The 25,489-nt window shown below is 59.7% G+C and carries 25 protein-coding genes and 1 pseudogene; 15 read left to right on the top strand and 11 right to left on the bottom strand.

Annotated features, from left to right (window positions below; all coding sequences use genetic code 11):
• Positions 1-105 precede the first annotated feature (105 nt).
• The 5 genes from GSVR_RS09470 (at position 106) to GSVR_RS09450 (ending at position 4,883) form a co-directional block, all read left to right on the top strand.
• The gene (locus tag GSVR_RS09470) at positions 106-990 is read left to right on the top strand and encodes a YicC/YloC family endoribonuclease (RefSeq protein ID WP_173196510.1); all 885 of its coding nucleotides are present in this window, start codon (positions 106-108) and stop codon (positions 988-990) included.
• Between the two features lie 269 nt (positions 991-1,259).
• A complete protein-coding gene (gene gmk, locus GSVR_RS09465) occupies positions 1,260-1,868 on the top strand; it encodes a guanylate kinase (RefSeq protein ID WP_173196512.1) in 609 nt (202 codons plus the stop codon).
• A gap of 82 nt (positions 1,869-1,950) precedes the next feature.
• Positions 1,951-2,160 carry a DNA-directed RNA polymerase subunit omega gene (gene rpoZ / locus GSVR_RS09460; protein WP_173196514.1) on the top strand — a complete coding sequence of 70 codons (210 nt, stop codon included), beginning with the start codon at positions 1,951-1,953 and terminating at the stop codon, positions 2,158-2,160.
• 103 nt (positions 2,161-2,263) lie between these two features.
• Positions 2,264-4,414 carry a bifunctional (p)ppGpp synthetase/guanosine-3',5'-bis(diphosphate) 3'-pyrophosphohydrolase gene (locus GSVR_RS09455; RefSeq protein WP_173196516.1) on the top strand — a complete coding sequence of 717 codons (2,151 nt, stop codon included), beginning with the start codon at positions 2,264-2,266 and terminating at the stop codon, positions 4,412-4,414.
• Positions 4,415-4,508: 94 nt separating this feature from the next.
• Positions 4,509-4,883, top strand: coding sequence for a RidA family protein (locus tag GSVR_RS09450; RefSeq protein ID WP_173196519.1), 375 nt, complete (start codon positions 4,509-4,511; stop codon positions 4,881-4,883).
• Between the two features lie 313 nt (positions 4,884-5,196).
• On the opposite strand, the gene rpmB is transcribed toward GSVR_RS09450, so the two are convergent.
• Positions 5,197-5,388 carry a 50S ribosomal protein L28 gene (rpmB, locus tag GSVR_RS09445; protein WP_173196521.1) on the bottom strand — a complete coding sequence of 64 codons (192 nt, stop codon included), beginning with the start codon at positions 5,386-5,388 and terminating at the stop codon, positions 5,197-5,199.
• 82 nt (positions 5,389-5,470) lie between these two features.
• Here rpmB and GSVR_RS09440 point away from each other — a divergent pair, with 82 nt between their 5' ends.
• The 4 genes from GSVR_RS09440 to GSVR_RS09425 all read left to right on the top strand — a co-directional run bounded on the left by GSVR_RS09440 (position 5,471) and on the right by GSVR_RS09425 (position 8,815).
• Positions 5,471-6,085 carry a YdcF family protein gene (locus tag GSVR_RS09440; protein ID WP_173196523.1) on the top strand — a complete coding sequence of 205 codons (615 nt, stop codon included), beginning with the start codon at positions 5,471-5,473 and terminating at the stop codon, positions 6,083-6,085.
• 109 nt (positions 6,086-6,194) lie between these two features.
• On the top strand, positions 6,195-7,580 hold the full coding sequence (gene thrC / locus GSVR_RS09435; RefSeq protein WP_173196525.1) for a threonine synthase: 1,386 nt from the start codon (positions 6,195-6,197) through the stop codon (positions 7,578-7,580).
• Positions 7,581-7,748: 168 nt separating this feature from the next.
• Entirely contained in the window at positions 7,749-7,940 is a 192-nt protein-coding gene (locus tag GSVR_RS09430; RefSeq protein WP_173196527.1) for a hypothetical protein, read from the top strand.
• Between the two features lie 140 nt (positions 7,941-8,080).
• On the top strand, positions 8,081-8,815 hold the full coding sequence (locus tag GSVR_RS09425) for a metallophosphoesterase (RefSeq protein ID WP_173196529.1): 735 nt from the start codon (positions 8,081-8,083) through the stop codon (positions 8,813-8,815).
• Between the two features lie 5 nt (positions 8,816-8,820).
• On the opposite strand, the pseudogene GSVR_RS22380 reads toward GSVR_RS09425, so the two are convergent.
• From GSVR_RS22380 to GSVR_RS09405, 4 genes and pseudogenes are all read right to left on the bottom strand, one after another.
• Positions 8,821-9,661, bottom strand: a pseudogene (locus GSVR_RS22380) (SDR family oxidoreductase).
• Between the two features lie 254 nt (positions 9,662-9,915).
• Entirely contained in the window at positions 9,916-10,380 is a 465-nt protein-coding gene (locus GSVR_RS09415; protein WP_173196531.1) for a DUF2147 domain-containing protein, read from the bottom strand.
• Position 10,381: 1 nt separating this feature from the next.
• Positions 10,382-11,608 (bottom strand): U32 family peptidase, encoded by a 1,227-nt coding sequence (locus GSVR_RS09410; protein WP_173196533.1) that lies wholly within the window; start codon positions 11,606-11,608, stop codon positions 10,382-10,384.
• Positions 11,605-12,318, bottom strand: coding sequence for a methyltransferase domain-containing protein (locus GSVR_RS09405; protein WP_173196535.1), 714 nt, complete (start codon positions 12,316-12,318; stop codon positions 11,605-11,607). The genes GSVR_RS09410 and GSVR_RS09405 overlap by 4 nt, the downstream gene beginning before the upstream one ends.
• Before the next feature lie 151 nt (positions 12,319-12,469).
• Between GSVR_RS09405 and GSVR_RS09400 the strand changes: the two genes are divergently transcribed.
• From GSVR_RS09400 to GSVR_RS09385, 4 genes are all read left to right on the top strand, one after another.
• On the top strand, positions 12,470-13,897 hold the full coding sequence (locus GSVR_RS09400; protein WP_173196537.1) for a B12-binding domain-containing radical SAM protein: 1,428 nt from the start codon (positions 12,470-12,472) through the stop codon (positions 13,895-13,897).
• A 44-nt stretch (positions 13,898-13,941) separates the two neighbouring features.
• Positions 13,942-15,003 (top strand): type III polyketide synthase, encoded by a 1,062-nt coding sequence (locus GSVR_RS09395; protein WP_239077502.1) that lies wholly within the window; start codon positions 13,942-13,944, stop codon positions 15,001-15,003.
• A gap of 170 nt (positions 15,004-15,173) precedes the next feature.
• Positions 15,174-16,046: a YgcG family protein gene (locus GSVR_RS09390; RefSeq protein ID WP_173196540.1), complete on the top strand. Its 873-nt coding sequence runs from the start codon at positions 15,174-15,176 to the stop codon at positions 16,044-16,046.
• A 27-nt stretch (positions 16,047-16,073) separates the two neighbouring features.
• Positions 16,074-16,709 carry a TPM domain-containing protein gene (locus GSVR_RS09385; RefSeq protein ID WP_173196542.1) on the top strand — a complete coding sequence of 212 codons (636 nt, stop codon included), beginning with the start codon at positions 16,074-16,076 and terminating at the stop codon, positions 16,707-16,709.
• Positions 16,710-16,716: 7 nt separating this feature from the next.
• Here GSVR_RS09385 and GSVR_RS09380 read toward each other — a convergent pair whose 3' ends face one another.
• The 6 genes from GSVR_RS09380 to galE form a co-directional block, all read right to left on the bottom strand.
• Positions 16,717-18,510 (bottom strand): ATP-binding protein, encoded by a 1,794-nt coding sequence (locus GSVR_RS09380; protein ID WP_173196544.1) that lies wholly within the window; start codon positions 18,508-18,510, stop codon positions 16,717-16,719.
• A gap of 32 nt (positions 18,511-18,542) precedes the next feature.
• A complete protein-coding gene (locus GSVR_RS09375) occupies positions 18,543-19,955 on the bottom strand; it encodes a B12-binding domain-containing radical SAM protein (RefSeq protein ID WP_173196546.1) in 1,413 nt (470 codons plus the stop codon).
• A gap of 263 nt (positions 19,956-20,218) precedes the next feature.
• Entirely contained in the window at positions 20,219-20,743 is a 525-nt protein-coding gene (locus GSVR_RS09370; protein WP_173196548.1) for a hemerythrin domain-containing protein, read from the bottom strand.
• A 43-nt stretch (positions 20,744-20,786) separates the two neighbouring features.
• Positions 20,787-21,983, bottom strand: coding sequence for a zinc-dependent alcohol dehydrogenase (locus GSVR_RS09365; RefSeq protein WP_173196550.1), 1,197 nt, complete (start codon positions 21,981-21,983; stop codon positions 20,787-20,789).
• Between the two features lie 33 nt (positions 21,984-22,016).
• The gene (locus tag GSVR_RS09360; RefSeq protein ID WP_173196552.1) at positions 22,017-22,760 is read right to left on the bottom strand and encodes an SRPBCC family protein; all 744 of its coding nucleotides are present in this window, start codon (positions 22,758-22,760) and stop codon (positions 22,017-22,019) included.
• Between the two features lie 181 nt (positions 22,761-22,941).
• Positions 22,942-23,928 carry a UDP-glucose 4-epimerase GalE gene (galE, locus tag GSVR_RS09355; RefSeq protein ID WP_173196554.1) on the bottom strand — a complete coding sequence of 329 codons (987 nt, stop codon included), beginning with the start codon at positions 23,926-23,928 and terminating at the stop codon, positions 22,942-22,944.
• 187 nt (positions 23,929-24,115) lie between these two features.
• Between galE and GSVR_RS09350 the strand changes: the two genes are divergently transcribed.
• Together GSVR_RS09350 and GSVR_RS09345 are read left to right on the top strand one after the other, a co-directional pair.
• Positions 24,116-24,445: a hypothetical protein gene (locus tag GSVR_RS09350; protein ID WP_173196556.1), complete on the top strand. Its 330-nt coding sequence runs from the start codon at positions 24,116-24,118 to the stop codon at positions 24,443-24,445.
• Positions 24,446-24,522: 77 nt separating this feature from the next.
• Complete coding sequence (locus GSVR_RS09345) at positions 24,523-25,428, top strand: YihY/virulence factor BrkB family protein (protein ID WP_173196558.1); 906 nt, start codon at positions 24,523-24,525, stop codon at positions 25,426-25,428.
• Positions 25,429-25,489 lie beyond the last annotated feature (61 nt).

The following is a 25,489-nucleotide window of genomic DNA, read 5'->3' as shown; positions in this document are numbered from 1 at the left end:
TGGCTGGACAAACAAGCGGTAAGTGCGCTATCTCAAAGGGCGCAGGACTTATTCTGACGCATCTCGGGCCTTTGTTGCCGGAACGCGGGAGGGGGAACAAAAAGCATGATCAGAAGCATGACCGGCTACGGCAAGGGGGAGGAACTTTCGGAGCGGGGACGCTTCACAGTGGAGATTCGCTCGGTCAATCACCGCTACGGCGAGATCTCGGTGCGCATGCCGCGCAGCTTCCTGTCGCTGGAAAACGAGGTCAAGAAGCTTGTGGCGGCGGTGCTCAAGCGCGGCAAGATCGATGTCACCGTCCAGTGGGAAGAGGCCGGCGGAGCGGTTGCCATGCCCCAGGCCGATCTGGCTCTGGCACGGGGCTACGCCGAGCTGTTCCGCAGCCTTTCCTCGGAGTTGGGCCTGAATGGTGATGTGCCGCTGAACCTGGTGCTGGCCCAGAAGGGGGTGCTCAGGGAAACCGCCGTGGCAGCCGCCATCGATGAGACCGAATACCTGCCGCAGCTCGCGGCGGCCGTCAACGCAGCCGTGGCCTCCATCGATGCCATGCGCGCCAGGGAGGGGCAGGCCCTGCACGATGATCTGTCGGCCCGGCGCAGGCAGTTGTCCGCCTCGGTGGCACAGATCAGCGACCGGGCTCCCCGGGTGGTGGAGGAGTATCGCCAGAAACTGAAGCTGCGCCTGGACCAGCTGTTGGACGGGGTCGAGATGGATCTGGTCCGGCTGGCGCAGGAGGTGGCCCTGATGGCCGACCGGGGCGACGTGACCGAGGAACTGGTACGTTTGTCCAGCCATTTTGCCCAGTTCGACGAGGCGCTGAGCCTGGCCGAGCCGGTGGGGCGCAAGCTGGATTTCCTGATGCAGGAGATGAACCGCGAGGTCAACACGATCGGTTCCAAGTCCAGCGACACCGAGATCACCACCCTGGTGGTAGCCATCAAGGCCGAGATGGAGAAGATGCGGGAACAGGTCCAGAATGTGGAATAAGCTGCAAACACGGCAGGTACTGTTGCCCTTTCCTCGCCGGGTATGGTACTCTCCTGCTGCAGAAGTATCATCTCCTGTCAATCTTCCACATCGTCCCCTCTCCCTGAGGGTTAGGGTTAGGGTGAGGGGGAAATGGTGGAGAAAGCGGCATAGCCACCCATCATCCGGCCTTCGGCCACCTTCTCCTTTAGGCCCGATTTTGGGTCCTCAGAGAGAAGGATTAACGGCAGATTGGCACTCAGATAATCTTTTGAAACGAGGCACCACCAATGAAACGCGAAGGTCTGATCATGATCATCTCCGCTCCTTCCGGGGCGGGCAAAACCACCCTCTGCCGCCAACTGATGAAGCGCTTTCCGGCCATGCAGGAATCCATCAGCTACACCACGCGGCAGCCGCGCCCCGGAGAGGTGGACGGCCAGGATTATTGCTTCGTGTCGCGGGCGGAATTCGAACGCATGGTTGCGGAGGATGCCTTTGCCGAGTGGGCCGAAGTGCACGGCAACCTGTACGGCACCGCCTTGAAAACCCTGGAAGAGGCGCGCAGGAACGGGATTAACCTGGTGCTGGACATCGACTGCCAGGGGGCCTTGAAATTAAAGGAACACTTCGAGGGGGGGGTCTACATCTTCATCCTGCCCCCCAGCATGGAGGAGTTGCGGCGCCGCCTGGAGAACCGCTCTTCCGACGCTCAGGAGGTGATCGAGCGCCGTATCGTGCGGGCCGCGGCCGAGATCAAGGAGGCGCGCTGGTACGACTACATCATCATCAACGACCGCTTCGAGCAGGCCTTCGAAGAGCTCTCCGCCATCGTGCTCTCCCAGAGCCGCAAGTCCTTCAGAATGCTGGAGCAGGTGGCGAAATTGTTTGATATTTAATGCCAGATAGGATAGAAATGTCGTTCCCCTCGCAGCCTACCGTTTATTATGAGCTGCATACCAAGCAGGAAGGAGAGACAGTATGGCACGTGTTACCGTAGAAGATTGCCTCGATAAAGTAGAGAACCGATTCCTCCTCGTCATGTTGGCCTCCAAGCGCGTCAAGCAGCTTTACAAGGGCGCCAGACCGCTGGTCGAGTCCAAGAACAACCGTCTGGTCGTCAGCGCGCTGCGCGAGATCGCGGCCGGCAAGGTCGGCTATGAACTGGCCAAGAAACATCGCTCCCAGTAGTCGTCCCACAGCAGGGTGAAATCGGCGCAACCGCTGCGGTTTCACCCTTTTTTTGTCCTTCCCGGCAGTTTTCACCCCCATCTCTCGTCAGGCGACCAGGACCATGATCAGGCTCAACGACATCCTTGACAAGGTAGCGGCATACAACCCTGCGGCGGATTTCAATCTGATCCGCAAGGCGTATGTCTATTGCGCCAAGGTGCATCAGGGGCAGACCCGCCTGTCAGGGGAACCGTACATCATCCATCCCATGGAGGTGGCCGGCCTGCTGGCCGACCTGCGCCTGGACGTTCCCAGCATCATTACCGGTTTCCTGCACGACACCATCGAAGACACCCTGGCAACGTCCGAGGAGCTGGCCGAGATGTTCGGCGACGAGGTGGCTACCCTGGTGGACGGGGTCACCAAGATCAGCAAGATCCACTTCAAGACCAAGGAAGAGAGCCAGGCCGAAAACTTCCGCAAGATGCTGCTGGCCATGGCCATCGACATCCGCGTGATCCTGGTCAAACTGGCCGACCGTCTCCACAACATGCGCACCCTGCAGTTCCAGCCGGAACCCAAGCAGCGCACCATTGCCCGCGAAACCATGGACATCTACGCCCCCATCGCCAACCGGCTGGGGATCTCCTGGGTCAAGGTGGAGCTGGAGGACCTCTCTTTCCGCTATCTCAACCCCGAGATATACTTCGACCTGGCGCGCAAGATCTCGATGAAGAAGCAGGAGCGTGAGGCCTTTGTCGAGGAGGCCAAGTCGATCATCGCCTCGAAGCTGGCCATGCATTCGATCCAGGGCGAGGTTTCAGGGCGCAGCAAGCATCTCTACTCGATCTATCGCAAGATGGAAAAACGGAACGTCGATTTTGAGGAGATCTACGATCTGATCGCCCTGCGCATCCTGGTGAACGACGTGCGCGAGTGCTACGAGGTGCTGGGGGTGATCCATTCGGCCTGGAAGCCGATTCCGGGACGCTTCAAGGACTACATCGCCATGCCCAAGGGCAACATGTACCAGTCGCTGCACACGACGGTCATCGGCCCGCATGGAGACCGCATGGAGGTGCAGATCCGCACCCAGGAGATGCACCGGGTAGCGGATGCGGGCATTGCCGCGCACTGGAAGTACAAGGAGGGCAAGGGCTACGACGAGAAGGAAGTCAAGCGCTTTGCCTGGCTGCGCCAGCTTCTGGAGTGGCAGCAGGAGCTGCAGGACTCCAAGGAATTCATGGACTCGGTCAAGGTGGAGCTGTTCCCGGAGGAGGTGTATGTTTTCACTCCCAAGGGGGATGTCAAATCCTTTCCCAAGGGATCGACGCCGATCGATTTCGCCTATGCGGTCCACTCCGACATCGGCCACCGTTGCGTGGGAGCCAAGGTCAACGGCAAATTGGTGCCGCTCAAGCATGAACTCAAAAACGGCGATATCGTCGAGGTCATCACCTCCCCCCACCATACCCCCAGCAAAGACTGGCTCAAAATCGTCAAGAGTTCCCGCGCCCGCAACCGGATCCGCACCTGGATCAAGACCGAGGAGCGCAAGCGCAGCATCGTGCTGGGACGGGATATCTGCGAGAAGGAATTCCGCAAGTATTCACTGAACCTGCAGAAAATCCACAAAAGCGGGGAACTGAAAAAGGTCGCCGCCGAATTCGGGTTCGGCAACGATGAAGATCTGCTGGCCGCCATCGGCTACGGCAAGGTCACACCGGGACAGGTGATAGGCAAGCTGCTGCCGGGCGAAAAGGTCCAAGAACGGGCCGAGCGCAAGGAATCACGGCTGGCGGCGGTGATGAACAAGCTCAAGGGCAGATCATCCGGCGCGGTGGAGATCAGCGGCATAGACGACGTTCTGGTGCGTTTCGGCAAATGCTGCAATCCGGTGCCGGGTGACGACATCATCGGCTTCATTACCCGCGGCAGGGGGGTCACGGTGCATACCGCCGACTGCCAGATCGCGCTGGAAAGCGACCCGGCCCGGCGGGTGGATGTGGCCTGGAACAAGGTGAAATCGGCCACGCTGCCGGTCAGGATCCGGGTGATCTGTCACGATGTCAAAGGCATCCTGGCCGGAATTACCCTGGCGATTACCAACTGCGAGGCCAATATCGCCAGTGCCCATATCCAGAGCACCATCGACAAGCGCGGTGAGAACATCTTCGAAGTGAATGTCGTTGACCTGGCCCATCTGCAGAAGGTGATGAACGCGATCATGAAGGTCAAGGGCGTCATCAAGGTGGAGAGGATAAAGCAGTAAAGAGTTAAGAGAGTTGGGGAGTTGAGAGTTGAAAGGCTCACAATTAAAACTCTCTGAACTCATAAACTCACTAACTCCGGGGGGAGGATACATCATGGAAGTAATCTCGACGGACAAGGCGCCGGCTGCCATCGGCCCCTATTCTCAAGCCATCAAAACCGGAAATCTGCTGTTCTGCTCCGGTCAGATCCCGCTCGATCCGGCCACCGGCGACATGGTGCCGGGTGATGTGAAGGCCCAGGCCAAACAGGTGATGGAAAACATTGAGGCCCTGCTGGCAGCTGCCGGTGCAGGGTTCGACAATATCGTCAAAACCACCATCTTCCTGGTGGACATGGCCGACTTCGCCGCCGTGAACGAAGTCTACGGCAGCCGCTTTCAGGACTACAAGCCGGCCCGTTCGACCGTGGCGGTCAGAAGCCTGCCCCGCGGCGCACTGCTGGAGATCGAGGTGGTGGCTGCACTGTAAAATTCAGGTTGAGGCTGAGGTTGAGGTCAAGACTTTGCCCTACCTGAATCCGTGACACCTCCCCGCCTGCGCGCCTGAAAGGCCTCTGCCCTTGCAGTGTGGCGGTATGGGGAGTTTCGGCGGAGGGCCAACGACACAACTGAATGCTGCATCCGGGCGACGTTGGGGCCCCGGCTCTTTCAGGCGCTCCGGCAGTACGGCGTCACGGATTCGGGTCTTGATCCCAGCCCAGCCTACCATCTCACAGAAGCAAAAAAAGCCGCCGACACATGCGTGCCGCGGCTTGGAAGTCAGGTTCTGAACCGACTGTTTTTTAAAGAGCTTTTGTAACGTGTCCCGAGCGGATGCAGCGGGTGCAGACCTTGATCGACCGTACGCTGCCGTTTTTGACCGCTTTGACCTTCTGAAGGTTGGGGTACCATACGGTACGGGTTTTATTGTTGGCGTGGCTGACGTTGTTGCCGAAAGCGGGGCCTTTGCCGCAGACTTCACAAACTCTTGACATATCGTTATTCCTCCATGAAAATGCTTGAAAAAGATTCTATATCAGATTGACCGGCAGCTTGCAAGGGAAAAGTCGCTTCAAAATGAATATCATCAAAGCCTTTATTACATTATTGATCATAGCGCTGGTTGTCGTAGCCATGCTGTTCATCGACTTCACCTACAAGACCTTTTCCTGCCGCCCCCGGGATGTCAAGGCCGATGCGATCGTGGTGCTGGCCGGGGGCAAGGGGCGGGTCGAGGAGGGAGTGCGCCTGTACCGTGAGGGCAAGGGGACCTGGCTGTTCTTCATCGGGGTGGACCCAGCCGTGCGCCGCTCGGACCTGTACCGTCCCCGCCAGGGCGATCCGAACCCCGACGGGGTGATCCTGGAGAAAACATCCCGCAACACCTTCGAAAATGCGCTGTATGGCCGGGACCTGATCATGGGCAAGCCGATCCGTTCGATCGTGCTGATCACCTCGCGCTACCATATGAAGCGCGCCTCGATCCTGCTGCGTAACTCGCTGCCAAAGGATGTGGCCATCTATCCCTATCCGGTGGACACCAAAAACCTGAAGGAAGCCTGGTGGAGCCACGGCGGCAGCTTCCACCTCCTCTTCAGCGAATTCTACAAATACTGCATGTTCCGCGCGTTTTTCCTGCTGGCTCCCGGCGAACTGCGGGAAGGTGTCATGTCGCTGGACAGATCATCCTGAGGCAACGCGAAGCCATACCGCTCCCGTTTCCGCTGACGCCGCCCCTTCACTTTTGAGCCGATCCCTGCTACATTCACGCAATTCCACCCCGCATCGAAAGGAACCAATCATGCGTTACATCAGCACCCGCGGCGGCATCCAACCGATCTCCTTCAAAGACGCCGTCATGATGGGGCTGGCTACCGACGGCGGCCTGCTCCTGCCCGAATCATACCCCCGGGTAACCGAGCGGCAGTTGGAGGAGTGGCGGCACCTCTCCTATCCGGAACTGGCCCTGCAGGTGATTTCCCCCTTTGTGGACGATATCCCGGCCCATGACCTGAAAGAACTGATCGACCGCTCCTATGCCACTTTCAACCATCCGGAGGTCACACCGGTCGTGCGGCAGAACGGCGTCCACATCCTGGAGCTGTTTCACGGCCCAACCCTGGCTTTCAAGGATGTAGCGCTGCAGTTTCTCGGCAACCTGTTCGAGTACATCCTGGCCGAGCGGGGGCAGCAGCTCAACATCGTCGGCGCCACCTCGGGCGATACCGGCAGCGCCGCCATCCACGGCGTGCGCGGCAAGAAGGGCATCACCATCTTCATCATGCATCCCCATGGCAAGACCTCACCGGTCCAGGCGCTGCAGATGACCACCGTTACCGACGACAATGTCCACAACATCGCCATCCGCGGCACCTTCGACGATTGCCAGAACATGGTCAAGGCGCTCTTCAACGATCTGGCCTTCAAGGAAAAGTACTGCCTGGGAGCAGTCAATTCCATCAACTGGGCGCGCGTGCTGGCCCAGGTGGTCTACTACGCCTATGCCTGGCTGCGGGCGACCGATACCGGCCGGCAGCCGGTCTCCTTCTCGGTGCCGACCGGCAATTTCGGCGATATCTTCGCCGGATACGTAGCCAAACGGATCGGCGTGCCGATCGACATGCTGGTGCTGGCCACCAACGAGAACAACATCCTGACCCGTTTCGTCAATAACGGCGACTATTCCCTGGCCGAGGTGGTGGCCACGGCCTCCCCCTCCATGGATATCCAGCTGGCCTCCAACTTCGAGCGTTACCTGTTCCACCTGTACAACGAGGATCCGGCCAGGGTGCGGAAGGCTTTCGACGAGCTGAAGGAAAAGGGGCGGATTTCGTTTTCTGCGGACGAGATGGAACGGGTGCGTTCGGATTTCCGGTCGGCCTCGGTGGATCAAGGAGCAACGCTGGAAACGATCGGCAGCTTCTACCGCGAAACGGGCTATCTGCTCGATCCGCACACGGCGGTCGGGGTCCGGGCAGCCCTGGACCTGATACCGGCCGGCACAGTCCGGGTCTGCCTGGCCACTGCCCATCCGGCCAAATTCGGTGAAGCAGTGGAACGGGCCATCGCCGCCCCTGCCCCGCTCCCGCCGGCCATCGCGGCGCTGGAGAACCTGCCGACCCGCTGCGAGATCATGGATGCTGATCTGGAGCAGGTCCGTCAGTTTTTCGTGTCACACGTTTCCTGAGTAACAGCCTGCCAGCGACAGGAAGCGGCCTGCGAACAGGATGCTTGCCCGGCCGAAGCCAAATTCAGACGAACGCCTAAGCAGAAGTATCGCAAACCATGGTACAAATATGCTTAAAAGCGCGGGAAACCGAAGCATTTTTCGGAATTCACCGGGAGGTCTAAAAGCATGGGCAGCAGGGTTTCAAGTTCGTTCGAAATTGTAACCGATCAGCATCAGGTTCTCTACAACCGCTTTCTGTCGTCCAGCGACCAGAATGAGAAGATCGTTTTGCTCCGGCGACTTGTCAATCTGGCCAACGTCATGCTGTTCCTGGTGTCTTCGCACCAGCTCGGTTCCAAGGCCGGGGAGTACCTGTAGTACCCGCAACAGACTGTCAGCCACGGAGGCACGGATAGAGCTGCCGTGGACTCCGTGGCGCATGATCTTTCCACACCGGGTCCGTTGGCTGAATCCTTATCGGTTGCTCACTGTTTGCATGCACTCAACACTGCACCCATATGCCGAATCGGTCCTTTGCCATAGGGGATATCCACGGCTGCTGCCTCACCTTTCGGAAACTGCTGGCATCGATTGCACAGCAGGGGGCGGAGACCGTCTACCTGTTGGGGGACTTCATCGATCGCGGCCCGGATACCAGGGGGGTCATCACTACGATCATCCGGATGCAGCGGGAAGGGTTGGACATCAAGCCGATCAAGGGCAATCACGAGGACATGCTGCTGAGCGCTATCGACTCCGGCAGGGACGAGGATCTCTGGAACTGGCTGCGCAACGGCGGTGACAGGACCCTCAAAAGCTACAATCTGGACCATCCCCGCGACATTCCGCACGAGCACGTAGACTTCCTGCGAAACCTGCCGCTGTATTACGTCACCGATACCCATATCCTGGTGCACGCCGGGCTGGACTTCCGCCTCGACGATCCCTTCTCCCCGGCAGGACACCTTGCGATGCTCTGGGAACGGTCGCGGCTCTACGACCGTATCAAGGCCGGCGGTCGAAAACTCGTGGTAGGACATACCATCCGCGACCTCGAAAAGATCGTCGAAAGCCTGGGAACGGATATCATCCAATTGGACAACGGCTGCTACCTTGGCGCCGGATATCGGGGCAGGGGCAAGCTGGTGGCGCTGGAACTCGAATCCAACAGGCTCTCGTTCCAGGAGAACGTCGATATGCCCTTTCTGCTCCGCCGCTGGTATGATCTGCGCACCTTGCCCAGACGAACCTGAGCCCCTCATCCGCCAACGATCGTACCGCCATTGGGATGCAGTACCTGTCCCGTCATGTAGGAAGCCCCCTCGGAAGCGAGGAATACGTAACTGTGGACGATTTCAGCCGGCTGCCCGGCCCGGCCGAGCGGCACGTCCGATCCGAAACGTTCGACCTTTTCTTTCGGGAAGGTGGCCGGGATCAATGGTGTCCAGACCGGCCCCGGCGCCACGGCATTGACCAGTATGCCCCGCTCCGCCAGCGAGAGCGCCAGGGAACGGGTAAAGGCGACAATGGCCCCCTTGGTTGAGGAATAGTCGATCAGGCCGGGGCTTCCCTTAAAGGCGGTGACAGAGGCGGTGTTGACGATTCTGCCCCCCTCCCCTCAGGAAAAAGTAGGCGAAGATATTGGTCCTGAAGGTTCGTTCCAGTTGTTCGGCGGTGATGTCTTCCAGCTTTCGGGCAACGTGCTGTTCGGCGGCGTTGTTTACCAGAATATCCAGCCTTCCCAGCCGGGAAACCGTTGCTTCTACCAGCTCCCGGCAAAACCGCTCATCCCCCACATCTCCCCTCACAACCAGACAGCGCACCCCTTCCCCCTCGACAAGGCTGCGGGTTTCACCGGCATCCCGTTCTTCGCTCAGATAGGCAAAAGCAATGTCAGCACCCTCCCGGGCATAGGCAATGGCCACGGCCCTGCCTATGCCGCTGTCGCCGCCGGTAATCAGGGCCACCTTTCCCGCGAGTCTGCCGCACCCCCGATAACTATCGGCACCACTCTCGGGCCGGGGTCTCATTTCGGCTTCCACCCCCGGCTGTTCCTGCCGTTGGGGAGGAAATTTCCTTTCCTGTCCGCCATTGTTCATGATTGTCTCCTTGCAATCCGCGTCCTCCATGCCAGCAGGCAAGTCCCATCACATCCGGACCCAAATATCGTGAATCCGTGACACCGTACTGCCGGAGCGACTGAAAGAGCCGGGGCCCCAACGTCGCCCGGATGCAGCACTCGTTGTGTCGGCCGGCCCTCCGCCGCAATGCCTCATGCCGCCACACTGCAAGGGCAGAGGCCTTTCAGACGCGCAGGCGGGGAGGCGTTACAGATTCAGGATGAAGTTGAAGATCACCGCCTCCATTCCGATGTGCGTCCGAACAGCGGTATGCCGACATAGCCCCGCAGCTCCAGGCGATCGGGCCGGGCCATCCGGATCGTGCCGCGGTAGGTTCGGCCGCTCTTGGGATCGTAGACGGTGCCGCCCCCCCAGGTAGCCTCTTCCTCCTGCCTGAACCCCTGCATTATCCTCAAGCCGTTGACCGGCCGCTCCCTGAGTGACGGATCAGGATTGCGGCTGTCGAGAATGGGGGTGCCGATCGGACCATCCTTGCTGTCGCTATAATTGGGGGTTTTGAGCCAGACGATTCTGCCGCACAATTCTGCTCCGCACTCGTAGATCTCAACCCTGGACTCATCCCCTTCGGTATACCATTCGCCCAGGATCGTCCCGGCCCCGGCAGCCTGGACAGGGGCGGATGCCAGAAGCAGCCAGGCAGCCACAGTTCCGCGTACGATCGCTTGCGATGCGTTCATATCAGGATGTCCTTTTCCGGCCGATGCCCCACAGTCCCCCTGAATGCATCTGGTCGAAGGTCTCTGCGTAGAGGGCCAGCAATTCGGTCCGGTATCGCTCGTCCACCCGGACCGCTCTGGCGCTCCAGGCCGCGCAATAGCCGCAAGCCGTGCAGTCGCGTGAACGGCAGTCGATCTCCTGCATGCCGGCCAGAAAACCGTCCAGCTGCCGGTTGTCGATATAGACCGGGTCCCCGGAAACAGGTGCCAGCAGGCCGCGCTTTTCGGCCAGTTTCTTGAGCCTCAGAAGCCCCGCAAGATCGACGGTGCCGGGCCGGAAGAAATACTTCAGAAACATCCCGGAATTTCCCTTTCCACGGGTACGTGCCTTGTATCCATAGGGCTGGATCAGATCCAGCAGATTACCGTCGAAGCTGCCGCGGCTATAGGCCCGGACCCGTTCCGCCATGATCGGGGTCGGCGCCCCCCGTTCCAGGATCTTGAAGGAGTCGTATCCCAGCGCGCGGTATATCCCCAGGTCTTCGGGACGGATGAATTCGGAACGGAGGTAGTGGGAAGGGTCTGCCAGCTTTTGGGAGGAACAGTTCAGAGCGCAGTAGTCGATCATGAATCCGCGGCTGGCATGCCTGCTCTGGGAGGCATGCGACAGGTTGACCATGTGGTGGCCCGACAGGGGACAGAACATCAGGCAGTTGGAATTCGCGATCAGTTGCAGCTCCAGTCCGACACTCCTGCGGATCGCCTCCAGCATGGCGAAGTCCCGGTTGACGGCAATGGATTCGAGGGTGATGCAGTCGGCGCCGAGATCCTCCCAGAAGCGCGCCTTGACCACGCAATCCACCCGCGCATACACGCCAACCCGGACCGTGAGGGCCGGATAGCGCTTCTTGACGATCGACAGCAAAAACGGCAACGAAACCGTGACCGACGACACGCCGCACTCCACCACCAGTTCCAGCAGCCGCTCCAGATCGGCCTGCCCCTGTCGGGTGTATTCGCGGTTGTCCATGCAGGCCGGGTTGATCAGGTAGTTGAATCCGATTCCCCGCTGCGCGGCACTGCGGACATGGTCCCGGAACGCCCTGACAGACAGCGGCGACAGCATGAAGGATGCCCGCCCCCCTCCGACAGGGTCGGCTGGCAGTTTGCCGAACAGCTCCGCCACCGGGAAACCCGCGAGGGCATCCAGCAGGTCGGGCTCGAAATTGGTGGCAACCGACAGTTTCACCGGACCTCCCCCGCCAGTACGATCCGCCAGAACGGCTCCGGCGAAACCCTGAATCCGGAAAGCCCGGCCGCTTCGGCCAACGAGGTAAGCTCATTGACAGTAAACGAGCGCAGCACCGAGAGCGGACCGTCGTAACGGGTCAGCCGGTTCCCGGTGAAGATCCTGGTCAGCAGCCGGATCAAAAGATAGGGGATCCAGCTCCGCCGCAGGTCCATGACGATATAGCCGCGTGTCGCCACCCGGGAGACCTCCTGCAGCAGCCGGACAACCTGGCCTTCGGTGAAATGGTGGATCGTCTTGCTGCACAGCACGATATCGAAGCTTTTTTCGGGAAACGGCAGGCTGAGCGCATCGGCCACGGCCAGCTCTATTTCCGGATAATCGCCGATCCTCTGCCGGGCCACCTCCACCGTACGGGGGTTGTAGTCAATGGCGGTGATCCGGATCGGAAGCGACCGCACGCGCGCCCAATCGACTATGGCCGCCGGAATGTCGGCCGATCCGGTGGCCAGATCGAGCACCCTCAGCGGACTGCCCGCCGCAGCGCCGGCCATGACCGACAGGTGCTTTATGACCGCAGTGATATCCCCCAGATACCGGTTGACGAGGCGTATGTCCGCCAGCGTCCCTTCCAGCTCCTCGGGCGAGTACTCCTGGAGCGGCAGGTCGAGCAATTCCGGTTCGGTATGTCTGACAGGTATGATCGGCATTGGGCTCCATTCCCGTCACAATCCGGGAAATGGTCAAGCGCAGCAGTCCTTTTCTTCTTTGTAGCACACTATCCCCGGACCGCAATCGGTCCCGGACTTCGATCCGGGCGCGTTTTGACTTGCGCCGGAACCGCTGTATCATTTGCATGTTATGAAGGTTCTCCTGATCAGCACCAATCGCAGCGTACTTCCGATGGCGGTAATGCCGGCCGGCGCCTGCATCGTGGCGGAAGCTGCCGAGCGTGCCGGGCACTGCGTGCGCCTGCTGGATCTGATGTTCGCCGGACAGCCCGGACCGGCCGTACGGGAGGCGGTCGAGACTTTCCGGCCGGACATCGTCGGTCTGTCGGTGCGCAACATCGACAACAACGACATGGAGGACACGGTCTGTTTCAAGGACGATCTTCTGAGCTGCCTGCACGCCGTGCGCAGCCGGACCGAAGCCCCGATCGTGCTGGGAGGAGCGGCCCTGGGCATCATGCCCGAGCAGTTGCTGCGCCTGACCGGCGCACTGTGCGCCGTGACCGGGGTGGGCGAAACTGTTTTCCCGCTGCTCCTGGAGAGACTGCACAACAAGCGCGGATTCAGCGACATATCCGGCATCGCCTGCATCAAGGATGGAAATTTCCGCCGTACTTCCCCGGACCCAGGGGACTTTACCGGTCCCTGTCCGGCACCGGACTACCGGCGCTGGCTGAATCTCTCCGCCTACCGCTCGCAGCAGGCCACGGTACCGATCCAGACCCGGACCGGCTGCCCGTTTCAGTGTGTCTACTGCAGCTATCCCCTGATCGAAGGCCGCCGCTGCAGTTTCCGCTCGCCGGCCGGGGTGGCCAAAGCGGTCGCCCGCTTGTCCGGCCAGGGACTCAGGGATATCGAGTTCGTGGACAGCGTTTTCAACGCCTCTCCCGAGCATGCCATGAACATCTGCCGCGAACTGGCCGCCATCAGGCACGGCGCCCGCCTTCAATGCCTGGAGATCAATCCGCTCAATTTCGATGATGCCCTGGCAGGGGCCATGGAACGGGCAGGGTTCACCGGCATGGGCATCACCGTGGAAAGCGCCAGCGACACAGTGCTCCTCCGCATGAGAAAAGGTTTCACCAGCCGTGAGGTGCACCATGCGGCCGAAGTGGTGCGGCGGCACGACATCCCCTGCGCCTGGATCTTCCTGCTGGGAGGACCGGGCGAAACCAGGGACACGCTCCGGGAGACCCTGGCCTTTGCGGAGCAACGGATCCGCCCCGGTGACGTAGCCTTCTTCAACACCGGCATCCGCATCTATCCCGGCACGGAACTGGAATCCATCGCCCGGCGGGAGGGGGTGCTGAGTCAGCCTGCGGCGGATATGCTCTCTCCCGTATTCTACCTGTCCCCCCGCATCGACAGGCACTGGATCAGACAGGAGCTGGGGCGCTCCCTGGCAGGCCATATGAACTTCATCAACATGGCGACTCTGGGGCTCTCCTGCCTGCCGGCCATCAACCGGACGGGCTCCGCACTGGGGCTGCGTCCGCCGCTCTGGAGATTCACCCGCTTCATCAGGCGCGGACTGAGACTGGCCGGGATGGACGTATAACCGTAACAACCTTTTTCGCGCCCCCCATGCCAGGAAGGATGACCGTGAGCAAAAACTGCCCCGTCCATATCGGCTCCATCGCCTGTGTCGTCCCCCCCGTGAGCGCCGGTCAGGACCTCGCGGCCGAGCTGATACGGGAACATTACGCCCCGCACCTGACCCAGCGCAGCCTGGGCCTGATCCGCGCAGCCTTTTCCCATCCCGCCATCCGCAAGCGGCACTTTGCCGTACAGGAGCTCTCCGACATCATGCATGAGTCGCCGGATCAGCGCATGGAGCGCTTCACCGGGCAATCGGTCGCTCTGGCGGCCCGGGCGGTCACCGAAGCGCTTGACAAGGCCGGCCTGTCACTTGACGACGTAAAGGGGCTGGTGGTAAATACGTGTACCGGTTACCTCTGCCCCGGTATTTCCTCCTATCTTGTCGAAAAGCTGGGGTTCTCCCGCACCATCGGCATCTACGATCTGGTGGGGAGCGGCTGCGGCGGCGCCATCCCCAACCTGCAGGTGTCGGAGGCACTGCTGAGAAGCCAGCCAGACGGTGCTGTCGTGAGCGTATCGGTGGAGATCTGCAGTGCCGCATTTCAGATGGATAACGATCTCAGCCTGATTCTCTCCAATGCCCTGTTCGGCGACGGAGCGGCTGCGGCGGTGCTTTGGACAAGGCCGCAGGGATTCGAACTGGTTTCTTCGGCAGGACGCTATGTGCCGGAGCAGCGCGACGCGGTCCGTTTCGTCCACAAGCAGGGGCAGCTCCACAACCAGCTTTCCACAGAACTGCCGGGCATGGTCGGCGCGGCTGCAGCACAGGTGGTGGGCGAACTGCTCGCTTCACAGGGAATCGCCGAGGGAGACATCGCCCACTGGGCGCTGCACACCGGCGGCGTAAAGATCATCGAGGCGGTGCGGGACCGGATCGGCATTCCGGAGGAGAAACTGCAGCCAACGCGCAGGATGCTGGCGGAATACGGCAACATGTCCTCCCCCACGGTCTGGTTCGTCCTGAACGACATCGCCCAAAACGGTGTCCTGCCCGGGGACTGGTGCCTGATGCTGGCCTACGGCGCAGGACTTTCGGCCCATGCCTGTTTGTTGAGGAAGGTTTAGTCGTAACTCCCCCTGTCCCCTTTAGGCCCTATGGGTCCTCTTATCTTAAGAGGGGGCTACTATAAGGACGTTGCTGGAAGTTCCACCGACGTTCCGCCGAAGCGTCCCTCCCCTTAGGCTAAGGGGAGGACAGGAGGGGTTAAACCCCTTTGAAAACCCCAAGGGCGCCCATGAACAAGCTGATCCTCCTTTTTTTCCTGTTGCTGCTTCCCCGCCTGGCCTTCGGCCTTGACGTGCCACCGCTGGTTGCGCACGTCAACGACTATGCCGGCATGCTCTCTGCCGACACGGCCCGCACACTGGAGCGGAGCCTGGCCGCATTCGAGCAGAGTGACTCCACCCAGATCGTGCTGCTCACCGTTCCGACCCTGGCGGGCGAAAACCTGGAGGAATTCTCGATCAAGGTTGCCGAAGCGTGGCGGATCGGCCGCAAAGGGGTGGACAACGGCGTCATCCTGCTGATCGCCAGGGACGACCGCCGGGTCAGGATTGAGGTCGGAATGGGGCTGGAGGGGCGCCTGACCGACCTGGTATCGGGCCGGATCATCAGGGGGGAGATTACCCCCCGCTTCAAGGCCGGCGATTTCGAAGGGGGCATCATCGCCGGCACAACCGCCATCATGGAGGCGGTCAAAGGGGAGTACCACGGCACCGGAAACGAGCATCGACCCGGCAAGCGCAGCATGCCCGGCGTCGCCACCATGCTGATATTCCTGCTGGTGGCCTGCGTTTTTCTCGGTTCCATTTCCCGCTTCCTGGGAGGGCTGGCAGGCGCCGTGGGGGCTCCGACGATCGCCTTTCTCGCCTTTCCCGGGCTCGCCCTGGCGGCGATCGCGGTACTGGCTGCAGGGGGATTTTTGCTGGGCCTGTTGCTGGCGTTCCTGTTCGGCGGCGGTGGACGGGGCGGAGGCTTTTTCGGCGGCGGTCCTTTCATAGGAGGGGGCGGCTTTGGCGGCGGCTTCGGCGGAGGAGGTTACGGTGGCGGCGGTTTCTCCGGCGGAGGAGGTGATTTCGGCGGAGGGGGAGCTTCGGGGGACTGGTAGAGGGACAGTGAATTTCAGAGGCATGCCATGACGAACAGAAAAGCCCGGGATTTTTTCAGCGACGAGGAGCGGGAGCGGATCCGGCTGGCGGTGGAGCTGGCGGAATCCGGCACGGCGGGCGAGATCGCTCCGATGGTGGTGGACCGCAGCGACCGCTATCGTGAAGCAGAGGTCCTGGGTGGAGTCCTGCTGTCGGGACTGGTCTCGATCATCGTTGCGGTTGCGGCACGGCACGAAGCGGTCTGGACCTACGTGCCACTGGTATTTGCCCTGTACTTTCCCTGCCGAAACATCTTCAAGCGTTTTCCCCACCTGAAACTGCCCTTTCTCAGCAAATGGAGAACCGATGAAGCGGTGCGGGAGCGGGCACTGAGGGCCTTTTACGAAAAACGCCTGCACAAGACCAGCAACGAGACCGGCATCCTGATCTTCATATCCCTGTTGGAACACAAGGTATGGATCCTGGGCGACCGCGGCATCAATGCCCGGATTGCCCCCCATTTCTGGCACCGGCTGGCAGCCGAACTCGCCGCCGGGCTCAAGGAAGATCGCGCCTGCGATGCCCTGTGCAACGTCATTGCCGGCTGCGGCAAAGAACTGGCGCACCACTTCCCCCGCCAGGCGGACGACCGCAACGAGCTGGACAACAACCTGATCCGTTGACCACCCCTCAGGCGGGCAGTTCTATCCTGAACTCGGCCCCCTGTCCGGTGTTGGTCACGGTGAGCCTGCCGTTCATGTTGTTTTCGATGATGGTCTTGGCCATGTACAATCCGATGCCGCTCCCCCTGTCAGGCCCTTTGGTCGTAAAATAGGGGTCGAAAATCAGCGGCAGGATATCTTCGGGAATGCCCCCCGCATTATCGACCACTGTTACGACACACCACTCCCCCTCCCTGAACAGATGAATCTCCAGCTTCGGGTCCGTTACCCGCCGTTCGGCAAAGGCATCGCGGGCATTGAGCATGATGTTCAGCAGCACCTGCGAGAATTCATGCTGATAGCCGTTGACGAAGATATCCTCTTCGGAGCTGACACTGGTACTGAACTGGAAGTTCCTGAAGCTCGCCTCCACCAGCGACATGGTTCTGGCAACGGCATCGTTGAGCCTGAACAGGCTCCTGGTATGATCGGGCCGGAAGAAATCCCGGAAGTCGTTGATGGTCTGGGACAACTGCAGGATCACCTGCATTGCCTTCCGGGTGCTGGCAGCCAGGTACTCGCGGGTTACCCCCTGGTCGAACTGCAGGTCCAGATCCTGAATGATCAGTGCGATCACATTCAGAGGCTGCCGCCAGTGATGGGCGATATTGCCGAGCAGTTCCCCCATGGCCGCCTGCCGGCTCTGGTTTAGAAGGAGCTGCTCCTTGCGGCGCAGTTCGACCACGGCATGCAGTTTTTCGAGGGTTTCCCGCTGCAGCGCCACTTCCGCTTCCCGCCGCCGGTCCTCCTGTTCCATGTGCTCCAGCGCAAAGGAGATATCAGCCACCATCTGGTCCAGCAGGTCGACCATCTGGGGGTCGAAGTATCCGTATTCGCCGGCCGCCAGACTGAAAGCGCCGACCGGCGCTCCGGCCCGGGTCAGTGCAAACACCGCCGATGCTCTGATGCCGTACTGTCCGCACGTGCTGTGGCGGTAGGCGGTATTGGGGTCCCTGAGACAGTCGTTACTGACGTAGTGGCGCCCGTCCCTGATGGCCGCCGCTATCGGTCCGGGGCTGTAAAGGCTCTCGTTGAAACAGATGCAGAGCTCTTCGTTGCGGACGCCGGCTGTGGCGACCGAAGAGACGATGCCGGTTTCGTTGTCCAGCCATCCGATGCATGCCTTGGTAAATCCCCCCTGTTCCACCGCAATGCGGCAGATCTCCTCGAACAGTTCCTTTCGGTCGGCGTTGTGGACAATGGCCTTGCCGGTGGCGCTCAGCAACGCGTAAAGGCGATTGAGGCGGTGTAGCTTGCTCTCCGCCTCCTTCAGCTTGCTGATGTCGATGATCGCCATCCGGTAGAGCGTAGAGGGCTTGCCGTGCATATGGTACGGTTCGCAGAAGATCTGCACATACAGGTACTGGTTCTCCTGCAGCGTAACCTGCACCTCCACCTCGTCATGCTTGTTTTTCATGCAATTGCTGAAGCTCTCCTGCAGGCGTTCCCGGTTATCGGAGTTCAACAGCCGCTCCAGGGAGCTCCCGACGAGATCCGAGCGTCGCGCGCCCAGAAGCCGTGCCGCTGCCATATTCAATTCCGCTATTCTCAGTTCGTGGTCAACCGCCAGGTACCCGACCGGCGACCAATTATAGAGGCTCCAATAGCGGTAACAGGATCTTTTCAGCTCGCGCACGGACTCTTTCAGCCTGAGCCCTCTCCGCTCCAGCGCAGCACATCGCTCTTCCAGTTCCCGGGTCCGTTCGGCCACCAGCTGATCCAGTTCCCGGTCTGTACCCTGTTTTCTCTTGCCTGTTCCCATCGCGCGCTCGTTCGGTCCCGGTTTCAGAATGGTCAGAAGGTATGCCGCGATCTGAATTGGTCGCCGGTAAACCACCCCCTGACCAGTTCGAGATTGTTCAGCACGACCTTCATGGTCCCCTTTTGGCCTCTCCTGACAAAGTGGTTGTCACGGTAACGGGTCGGGTCGAAAAAGATCTTGATGTTCTCCCAGTTCATGGTCCGGTTGAGCTGTCCCCGGGTCAGGTGCCGGGTCCTGACATTGCAGATGAAACCGGTGTACCGGCTCAGATCGGCGGGATTGGTGACCAGCCCCTCCCGGAGCAGGACATTCCGGATGCGTGTCCCGGGATAGGGGGTCACGCACTGGACGTACGGCAGATCGATCCTCAGGCGGCGTATGGTCCGGTAGACCTCGCGGATATCCTCGCCGGTGTCGTCGGGGTTGCCGATGATGAAGCCCCCCATGACGGCGATCCGGTTTTGCCGCAACAGGCGCACGGCCTGCTCGGTTTTGGCGAGGATGTCCCCCTTCCGGAACAGTTCGAGATTCCTGGCCTGCACCGATTCGATTCCGAGGAATACCAGCCGGAAATTGGCACGCGCCATGGCCGGAATCAGGCCGGGATCGGCGACGATACCCGCCACCGAGGCCTGCACCAGATATTCCATGCCGGTAAGCCCGCTCTCCGCGATCGCTTCGGCCAGTTTGCGGAAACGCACGGGATCCAGGGTGATATTGTCGTCCACCAGCAGCACCGTTTCGGTCCCGCGCCGCTGCAACTCCTCCAGGTCGGCCAGAACGCGCCCGATGGCATGACAACGGAAGCTCGAGCCGTACATGGCGGTAATGGAACAGAAGGAACAGGGGCTGGTGCAGCCGCGGGAGGTTTCGAGGCAGTCCATTGTGCGGCCGAAATAGGTAAAATGACCCAGAACCCGCGCCTGCCTGTCCGGCAGCGGCAGGAGCCCCAGGTCGAGCAGCCCACCGGTCGGGTTGTGGACAAACTCCCCCTCCGATTGCCAGGACAATCCCGGCACCGCATCGAAACCACCCCCGCGTTCCAGTGCCTCCACCAGCCCGCGAAAGGCCAGCTCTCCTTCTCCCCGTATCAGGAAGTCGAGTGGCGCACCGGAGCGGGCAATCGACGCATACTCGAGCGTGGCATGATAGCCTCCCAGCACGGTCCGCGCCCCGGGCAGGCATGCCCTGCAGATGGCGACCACCTTCAGGGCGCTGTCATACTGGAAGCTCATACAGCTGATGCCGATCAGGTCCGGGCGGAATTTTCCGAGAAAATCCACCAACCAGCGACGGATGCGCCGGTGAACCAGGACCAGATCCACCACTTTGACCTGATGATCCTTAAGCTGGGCGGCAATTGTGCACAGCCCCAGGTTGGGTACCGTGATGATGCGCTGAAAATTGTTGGCCGCATCGGGCATCGCCACGAGCAGTATCTTCATTGCGCCCCTTCCTGAACCCGGTTCCGGCACGGAGGTTTTACTCATTCAAGTATAGAGGAGGAGAGCCATAAAGCAATCGACGGGGTCGCTCCCAAGGAACTATGAAGAACAGGGGTAATTGCTGAATTGGATAATAAAATCAGGTATGTGGCGGTCGCGCAGCAGATGCAGCAGAGTGCCCATGATCGGTGGAGAGAGGGTTCGGAAACTGCGGGTGACCGCCTGCCCCGCTCACAGGGCAGGCGGTGGTGCTATTTGCCTGCTTACTTCTGCCTGCTGCCCGGCTGCTGCCCTCTGGCCGTTGCCCCACGTTGCTTCGGCAGGACCACCTCGCCGATCTGCTCCTTGAACTGTATGCATTTCTGAACGATCTGGGCAAACTGGTCATCGCTCAGGTAACGCTTGCACTCGGGAAAAATCTGGTTTTCCTCGTCCTGGACGTGGTGCTGTACCCCCTCCTGCAGATCCTGGAAGGTGGAGAACCAGTCGTCGTCATCCACATCGATATCGTCAATCTCCGACAGATACTCTTTGGCCTCCTTGTGCTCTTCCAGGGCGTCCTGCACCATCTCCTGCAGTTCCGGTATCTTCTGCAACTGAGGATAGAAGACCTGCTCTTCCATCTGCATATGATCGCTGAGGGCTTCGTTCAAGGTCTGGAAAAGATCCTCCCGCTCCTCGGCGGAAGCGGACTCGATCTGCTTCATAATCTTCTCTGACTGACGGTGATCACGTTTCAGAAGATCGAACAACTGCTGTGACTGCTGTTGCGATTTTGCTTGTGCCATGGTTGTTCCTCCTGTCGTGGTTTTGAGAAGGTTGAGCCGGTTTTCAATGGGTGGTGGGGCTCCCCTGTGTCCGGGGATTCAGGACGATCTTCACGCACCCATCCTGCTTTTCGAGAAACAGCTTGTACCCTTGGGGGGCCTCATCCAGAGACATGCGGTGGGTAATGATAAACCGCGTATCGATTTCGTTCTTCTCGATCAGTTCCATAAGCGGACGCACATATTTGTGCACATGGGTCTGGCCGGTCCGTATCGTCAGTCCTTTGGCAAATACCGCCCCCATGGGCATCTTGTCCACAAAACCGCTGTAGACTCCGGGAATCGAAATCGTGCCCCCCTTGCGGCAGGCCTTGATCAATTGCCGTAAGGCCATGGGGCGGTCGTTTTCGAGACGCAGGGCCTGCTTGACCGTATCATAGGCCGCCTCGATCCCTGTCCCCTCGGCCTCCATCCCGACCGCATCGATGCAGGAATCGGGACCTCGCCCGCCGGTCAGGGCGTGCAGCTCCTCCACGACATCGGTTTCCTCGAAATTGAGGGTTTCCGCATTGCAGTACGTCCGCGCCATGGCCAGGCGATCGGGGTTGTGGTCGATCGCCACGATTTTCTCCGCCCCCAGATGCTTGGCACTCTTCAGCGCCAGCAATCCGACCGGGCCGCTGCCCCACACCGCCACCGTGTCTCCCTGGTGAATATTGCAGTTTTCCGCTGCCTGGTATCCGGTCGGGAATATGTCGGTCAGAAACAGCACCTGCTCATCGGACAGATGGGACGGGACCTTATGGAGCCCCACATCGGCGAACGGCACCCGCACCAGTTCGGCCTGCCCTCCGGAATACCCGCCATACAGATGGGAATAACCGAAGATGCCGGCACCGGTATCGCCGTAGACTTTTTCGAGCATCCAGGCATTCGGGTTCGAATTGTCGCACAGCGACCACATGCCCTGCTGGCAGTACCAGCAATTGCCGCACGCTATCGGAAACGGAACAATCACACGATCTCCGGCGTCCAGATTTTTGATCCCGGAACCGACTTCGACCACTTCACCCATGAATTCGTGGCCAAGGACATCCCCCTTCCTCATGGTAGGTATGTAACCATCGTAAAGATGCAGGTCAGAACCGCAGATGCCGGAGAGACTCACCCGGATGATGGCATCCCGGGGATTCAGGATCTGCGGATCCGGCACCGTATCCACCTGCACGTTGTGCTTTCCGTGCCAGCAAACAGCTTTCATGGTTCCTCCTTTTCGCGGCGTGACGAGAGAGGATCAGTGAAATGTTCTGCCGATGCCGTACCTTTCGGCAGTGGCGGTTTCTCCGGTTTCCAGAATCTGCTTCAGACGCCTGAGATCCTCCTCCACCTGCTGGGCATTGATCTGATGGGCAACGGTGGCAGCCGCTTTTCCGGCCATGCCACCCGGTGGATAGTAACGTATCCGGACCTTCAGCTCGGTCCCGCGCCCGGCAGGAGCCTGGTGAAATTCGACCTCCCCCTGGTTGGGAATGTCGGCGTTCTCACCCGAGTGCCAGCTGATGCGCTGGCCGGGGCGGTCCTCGATCATTTCGGCATCCCATTCGACCGTGATGTCTCCCGGGCCCCGCGCCTTCCAGTGCGAGGTGGTGGCACCGGTGCTGCGAACCAGTTCCAGATGTTTCATGAAACGGGGCAGGTTTTCAAAATCATGCCAGTATTCGTATACCTCCCGCGGCTGGCGGTTGATGGTGACCACCTTCTCAACCGTCAGGCCATTGTCCTCGGTCCCGGCCCTGTCAATGCCGATGGCCTGGTAGACGTCGCAGTGGCCTGTTTTGCCGCGATACAGGAACATGCTTCCTGCCGCCATCATGGCGACACCTGACCACACCTTTCTCTGCGAGAGCTGTTTCAGACCTGTCAGGGCAAGTGCAGCGCCTCCGAACATGCTGACATTTCTTTCATCGCGACCGACATTGATTCTCCGTTTCGGATTATGCGCCCCTTGTCCGGGCACCGTAGATGTCCCAGTTCCCATGCCTTCCTCCCTGTTGCTGGAGTTATCCAATACTTATACTGTGTAACCTTAGCATAGGAGAAATTTTATTCAACAAAAGCAACAACAGAATAAACGGTATGCACAGAACAAATTCATCTAATACTTTTATTTTTACTTTGAATTCGGAAGTAGTCTTATGCTATCCCGGCATATATCTTATTCACTTCACAAAAGTCTTAAGTTTGCATTCCCACTTCCAGGCGTCGCCGATAATGGTGCGAAGATCATTGTAACGCGGCGTCCAGTCGAGCACCTGCCTCACCTTATCGGCCCGAGCCACCAACGCCGCCGGATCGCCGGGGCGCGGCGGCGCCTCCTTCACCCTGAAATCGACGCCTGAAATGCTCCGGACAGTCTCTATCACCTGCCTGACGCTGGAGCCATTGCCATAACCGACATTGATGGTATCCGACTCCCCTCCTCTTTCCAGATGCCGCAATGCAGCAAGATGGGCCGCTGCGAGATCCTCCACATGAATGTAGTCCCTGACGCCGGTGCCGTCAGGAGTCGGATAGTCTGTACCGTAGATGGCGATGGAATCATGCATTCCCAAAGCTGCCTGGCAGCAGACCTTGATCAGATGGGTCGCCTCCGGCGTTCGCTGTCCGATTCGGGCCTGCGGATCAGCGCCGGCCACGTTGAAGTAACGCAGCGCCACGTATTTCAGCCCGTGAGCCAGGGACACGTCGCGCAGCATCCACTCGCTCATCAGCTTCGAAGTTCCGTACGGATTGATGGGGCAGGTGGGCGTCTCTTCCGATGCGATTCCCCCTTCCGGGATGCCGTAGACAGCCGCGGTGCTCGAAAAAATGACCCGCTCCACCCCATGCTTCACGCAGGCCCCTAACAGCTTGAGGGTATTACCGGTGTTGTTTCCATAGTATTTCAAAGGGTTGCTGACCGATTCGGGCGCAACGATCGAGGCTGCAAAATGGATCAGGGTGTCGCACCGGCATTCCTCCAGCACCTGCTCCAAGCGCGCCGTGTCCGATACATCTCCCACAAACAGCCGTTCTCCTGAAACAAGCGCATCCGGAAACCCGGTGGAAAGATTGTCATACACGATCACTTCCCGGCCGGCTTCCGTCAATTGCCGCACTACGTGACTGCCGATATAGCCGCATCCTCCGGTAACCAATATCGCCATAGATCTCCCCTGATTGTCGATGTATTTGAAATCACCAATCTATACTAACATACCCATACTACTTGGCAATTCAGCCCCCGAGCCCTCATGAATGCTCCGTTTTCCTGTGCCCGCTTGAATTGGGACGTACGGCTTATATACTTTCCTTATCTCTTATCCAACAGGCGCCTTGAGCGGGGCAAACAACGTGACGAGACTTCTGAAACATGGTGTGATGCTGATGCTGCTGGCAACCGCCGGTTGCACCCTCCCTTTCACTCAACCTCCCGCCGAACAAAAGATAGTTGCCGGCAGAACGACCAAGAGTGAGGTTTTGTTCCTGCTGGGCGAGCCGGACAGGATGTTCAGCTCGGGCGCGGTAAAAGCGGTTTCGGGAGACAAGGAGTTCGTCCTGCAGGACCCCAGCGAGATATGGCTCTATTATCCCAGCGCCGTCAATCTTCTGGACCTGATTGAATTCAAAACACTCAGAATCGTCTTCGACTCCCAAGGGATAGTAACCTACCACACCCACTGAGCCTGCTGGTCAGGCTAACCGAATCGTACGCGTGCCGGATGGTCGCAGTGTGAGATTCCGGCTGTCGGGGGTACTTCATGTTCTCAATCCGCAACTATTTCAAGCTGGGAAACATTCGTCTCCTTGACCTTGGAAAAAGGGTCGCTGAAAAGGTGAGCGAAGACGGCTGCACCGAATATGCTGCGGCGATCGCCTATTATCTGCTGTTTGCGCTGTTTCCCTTTTTCCTCTTTCTCACCACTCTGATCGGCTATCTTCCGATACCGAACCTACTCGAATTCATTCTGGACACGATGCAGGACCTGGTGCCGAAACAAGCCTGGGAACTTGTGGAGGATAACATCCGCCAACTGTTCGGCAGCAAACGGGGCGAACTCTTGTCCCTTGGAATCCTGCTGGCCCTGTGGACATCCTCGAGCGCCATCACCTCGATCATGAGCGTGATGAACCGTTTGTACCTCGTCAAGGAGGGGCGCCCCTTTTGGAAGGTACGGATTACGGCACTACTGCTGGTTATCGCTCTCTCGGTACTGTTTCTGGCTTCCCTGCTGCTTCTGATGTTCGGACCGAGAATCGGCTCCTTCATTGCCGATCTGGTGCGGCTAGGGCACTGGTTCGAGACGGCCTGGAACATTCTGCTCATCCCGGTAGTCCTGATGGCATTGATGCTGGCTGTCGCCCTGATCTTCTACTTCACGCCTGATGTGGAGCAGGACTGGAAATGGATCACCCCCGGCTCGGCACTCGCCATACCGGTCTGGATCGTAGGCTCACTGGCCTTTTCTTTCTACATCAACAACTTCGGATCGTACGACAAGACCTACGGCAGCATCGGAGCGGTGATTGTGCTGCTTTTATGGCTCTTTCTGAGCAGCTTCATCATCCTTGTGGGTGCCGAGATAAATGCGGTGGTGGAACACAGCTCAAAAGAGGGCAAGGAACCGGGGGAAAAGGTGGAGAACGGATCGGAAAAGGGGAACTGATCGGTGGGAGCAGCCTGCACTTCGGATACGGTACCGAGAGCAACGGCGGCATCCCGGGCCC

Source organism: Geobacter sp. SVR (genome assembly GCF_016865365.1).
Taxonomy (GTDB): Bacteria; Desulfobacterota; Desulfuromonadia; order Geobacterales; family Pseudopelobacteraceae; genus Pelotalea.
Note: the sequence above shows the minus strand (reverse complement) of the source record. Positions and strands in the feature narration are given on the sequence as shown.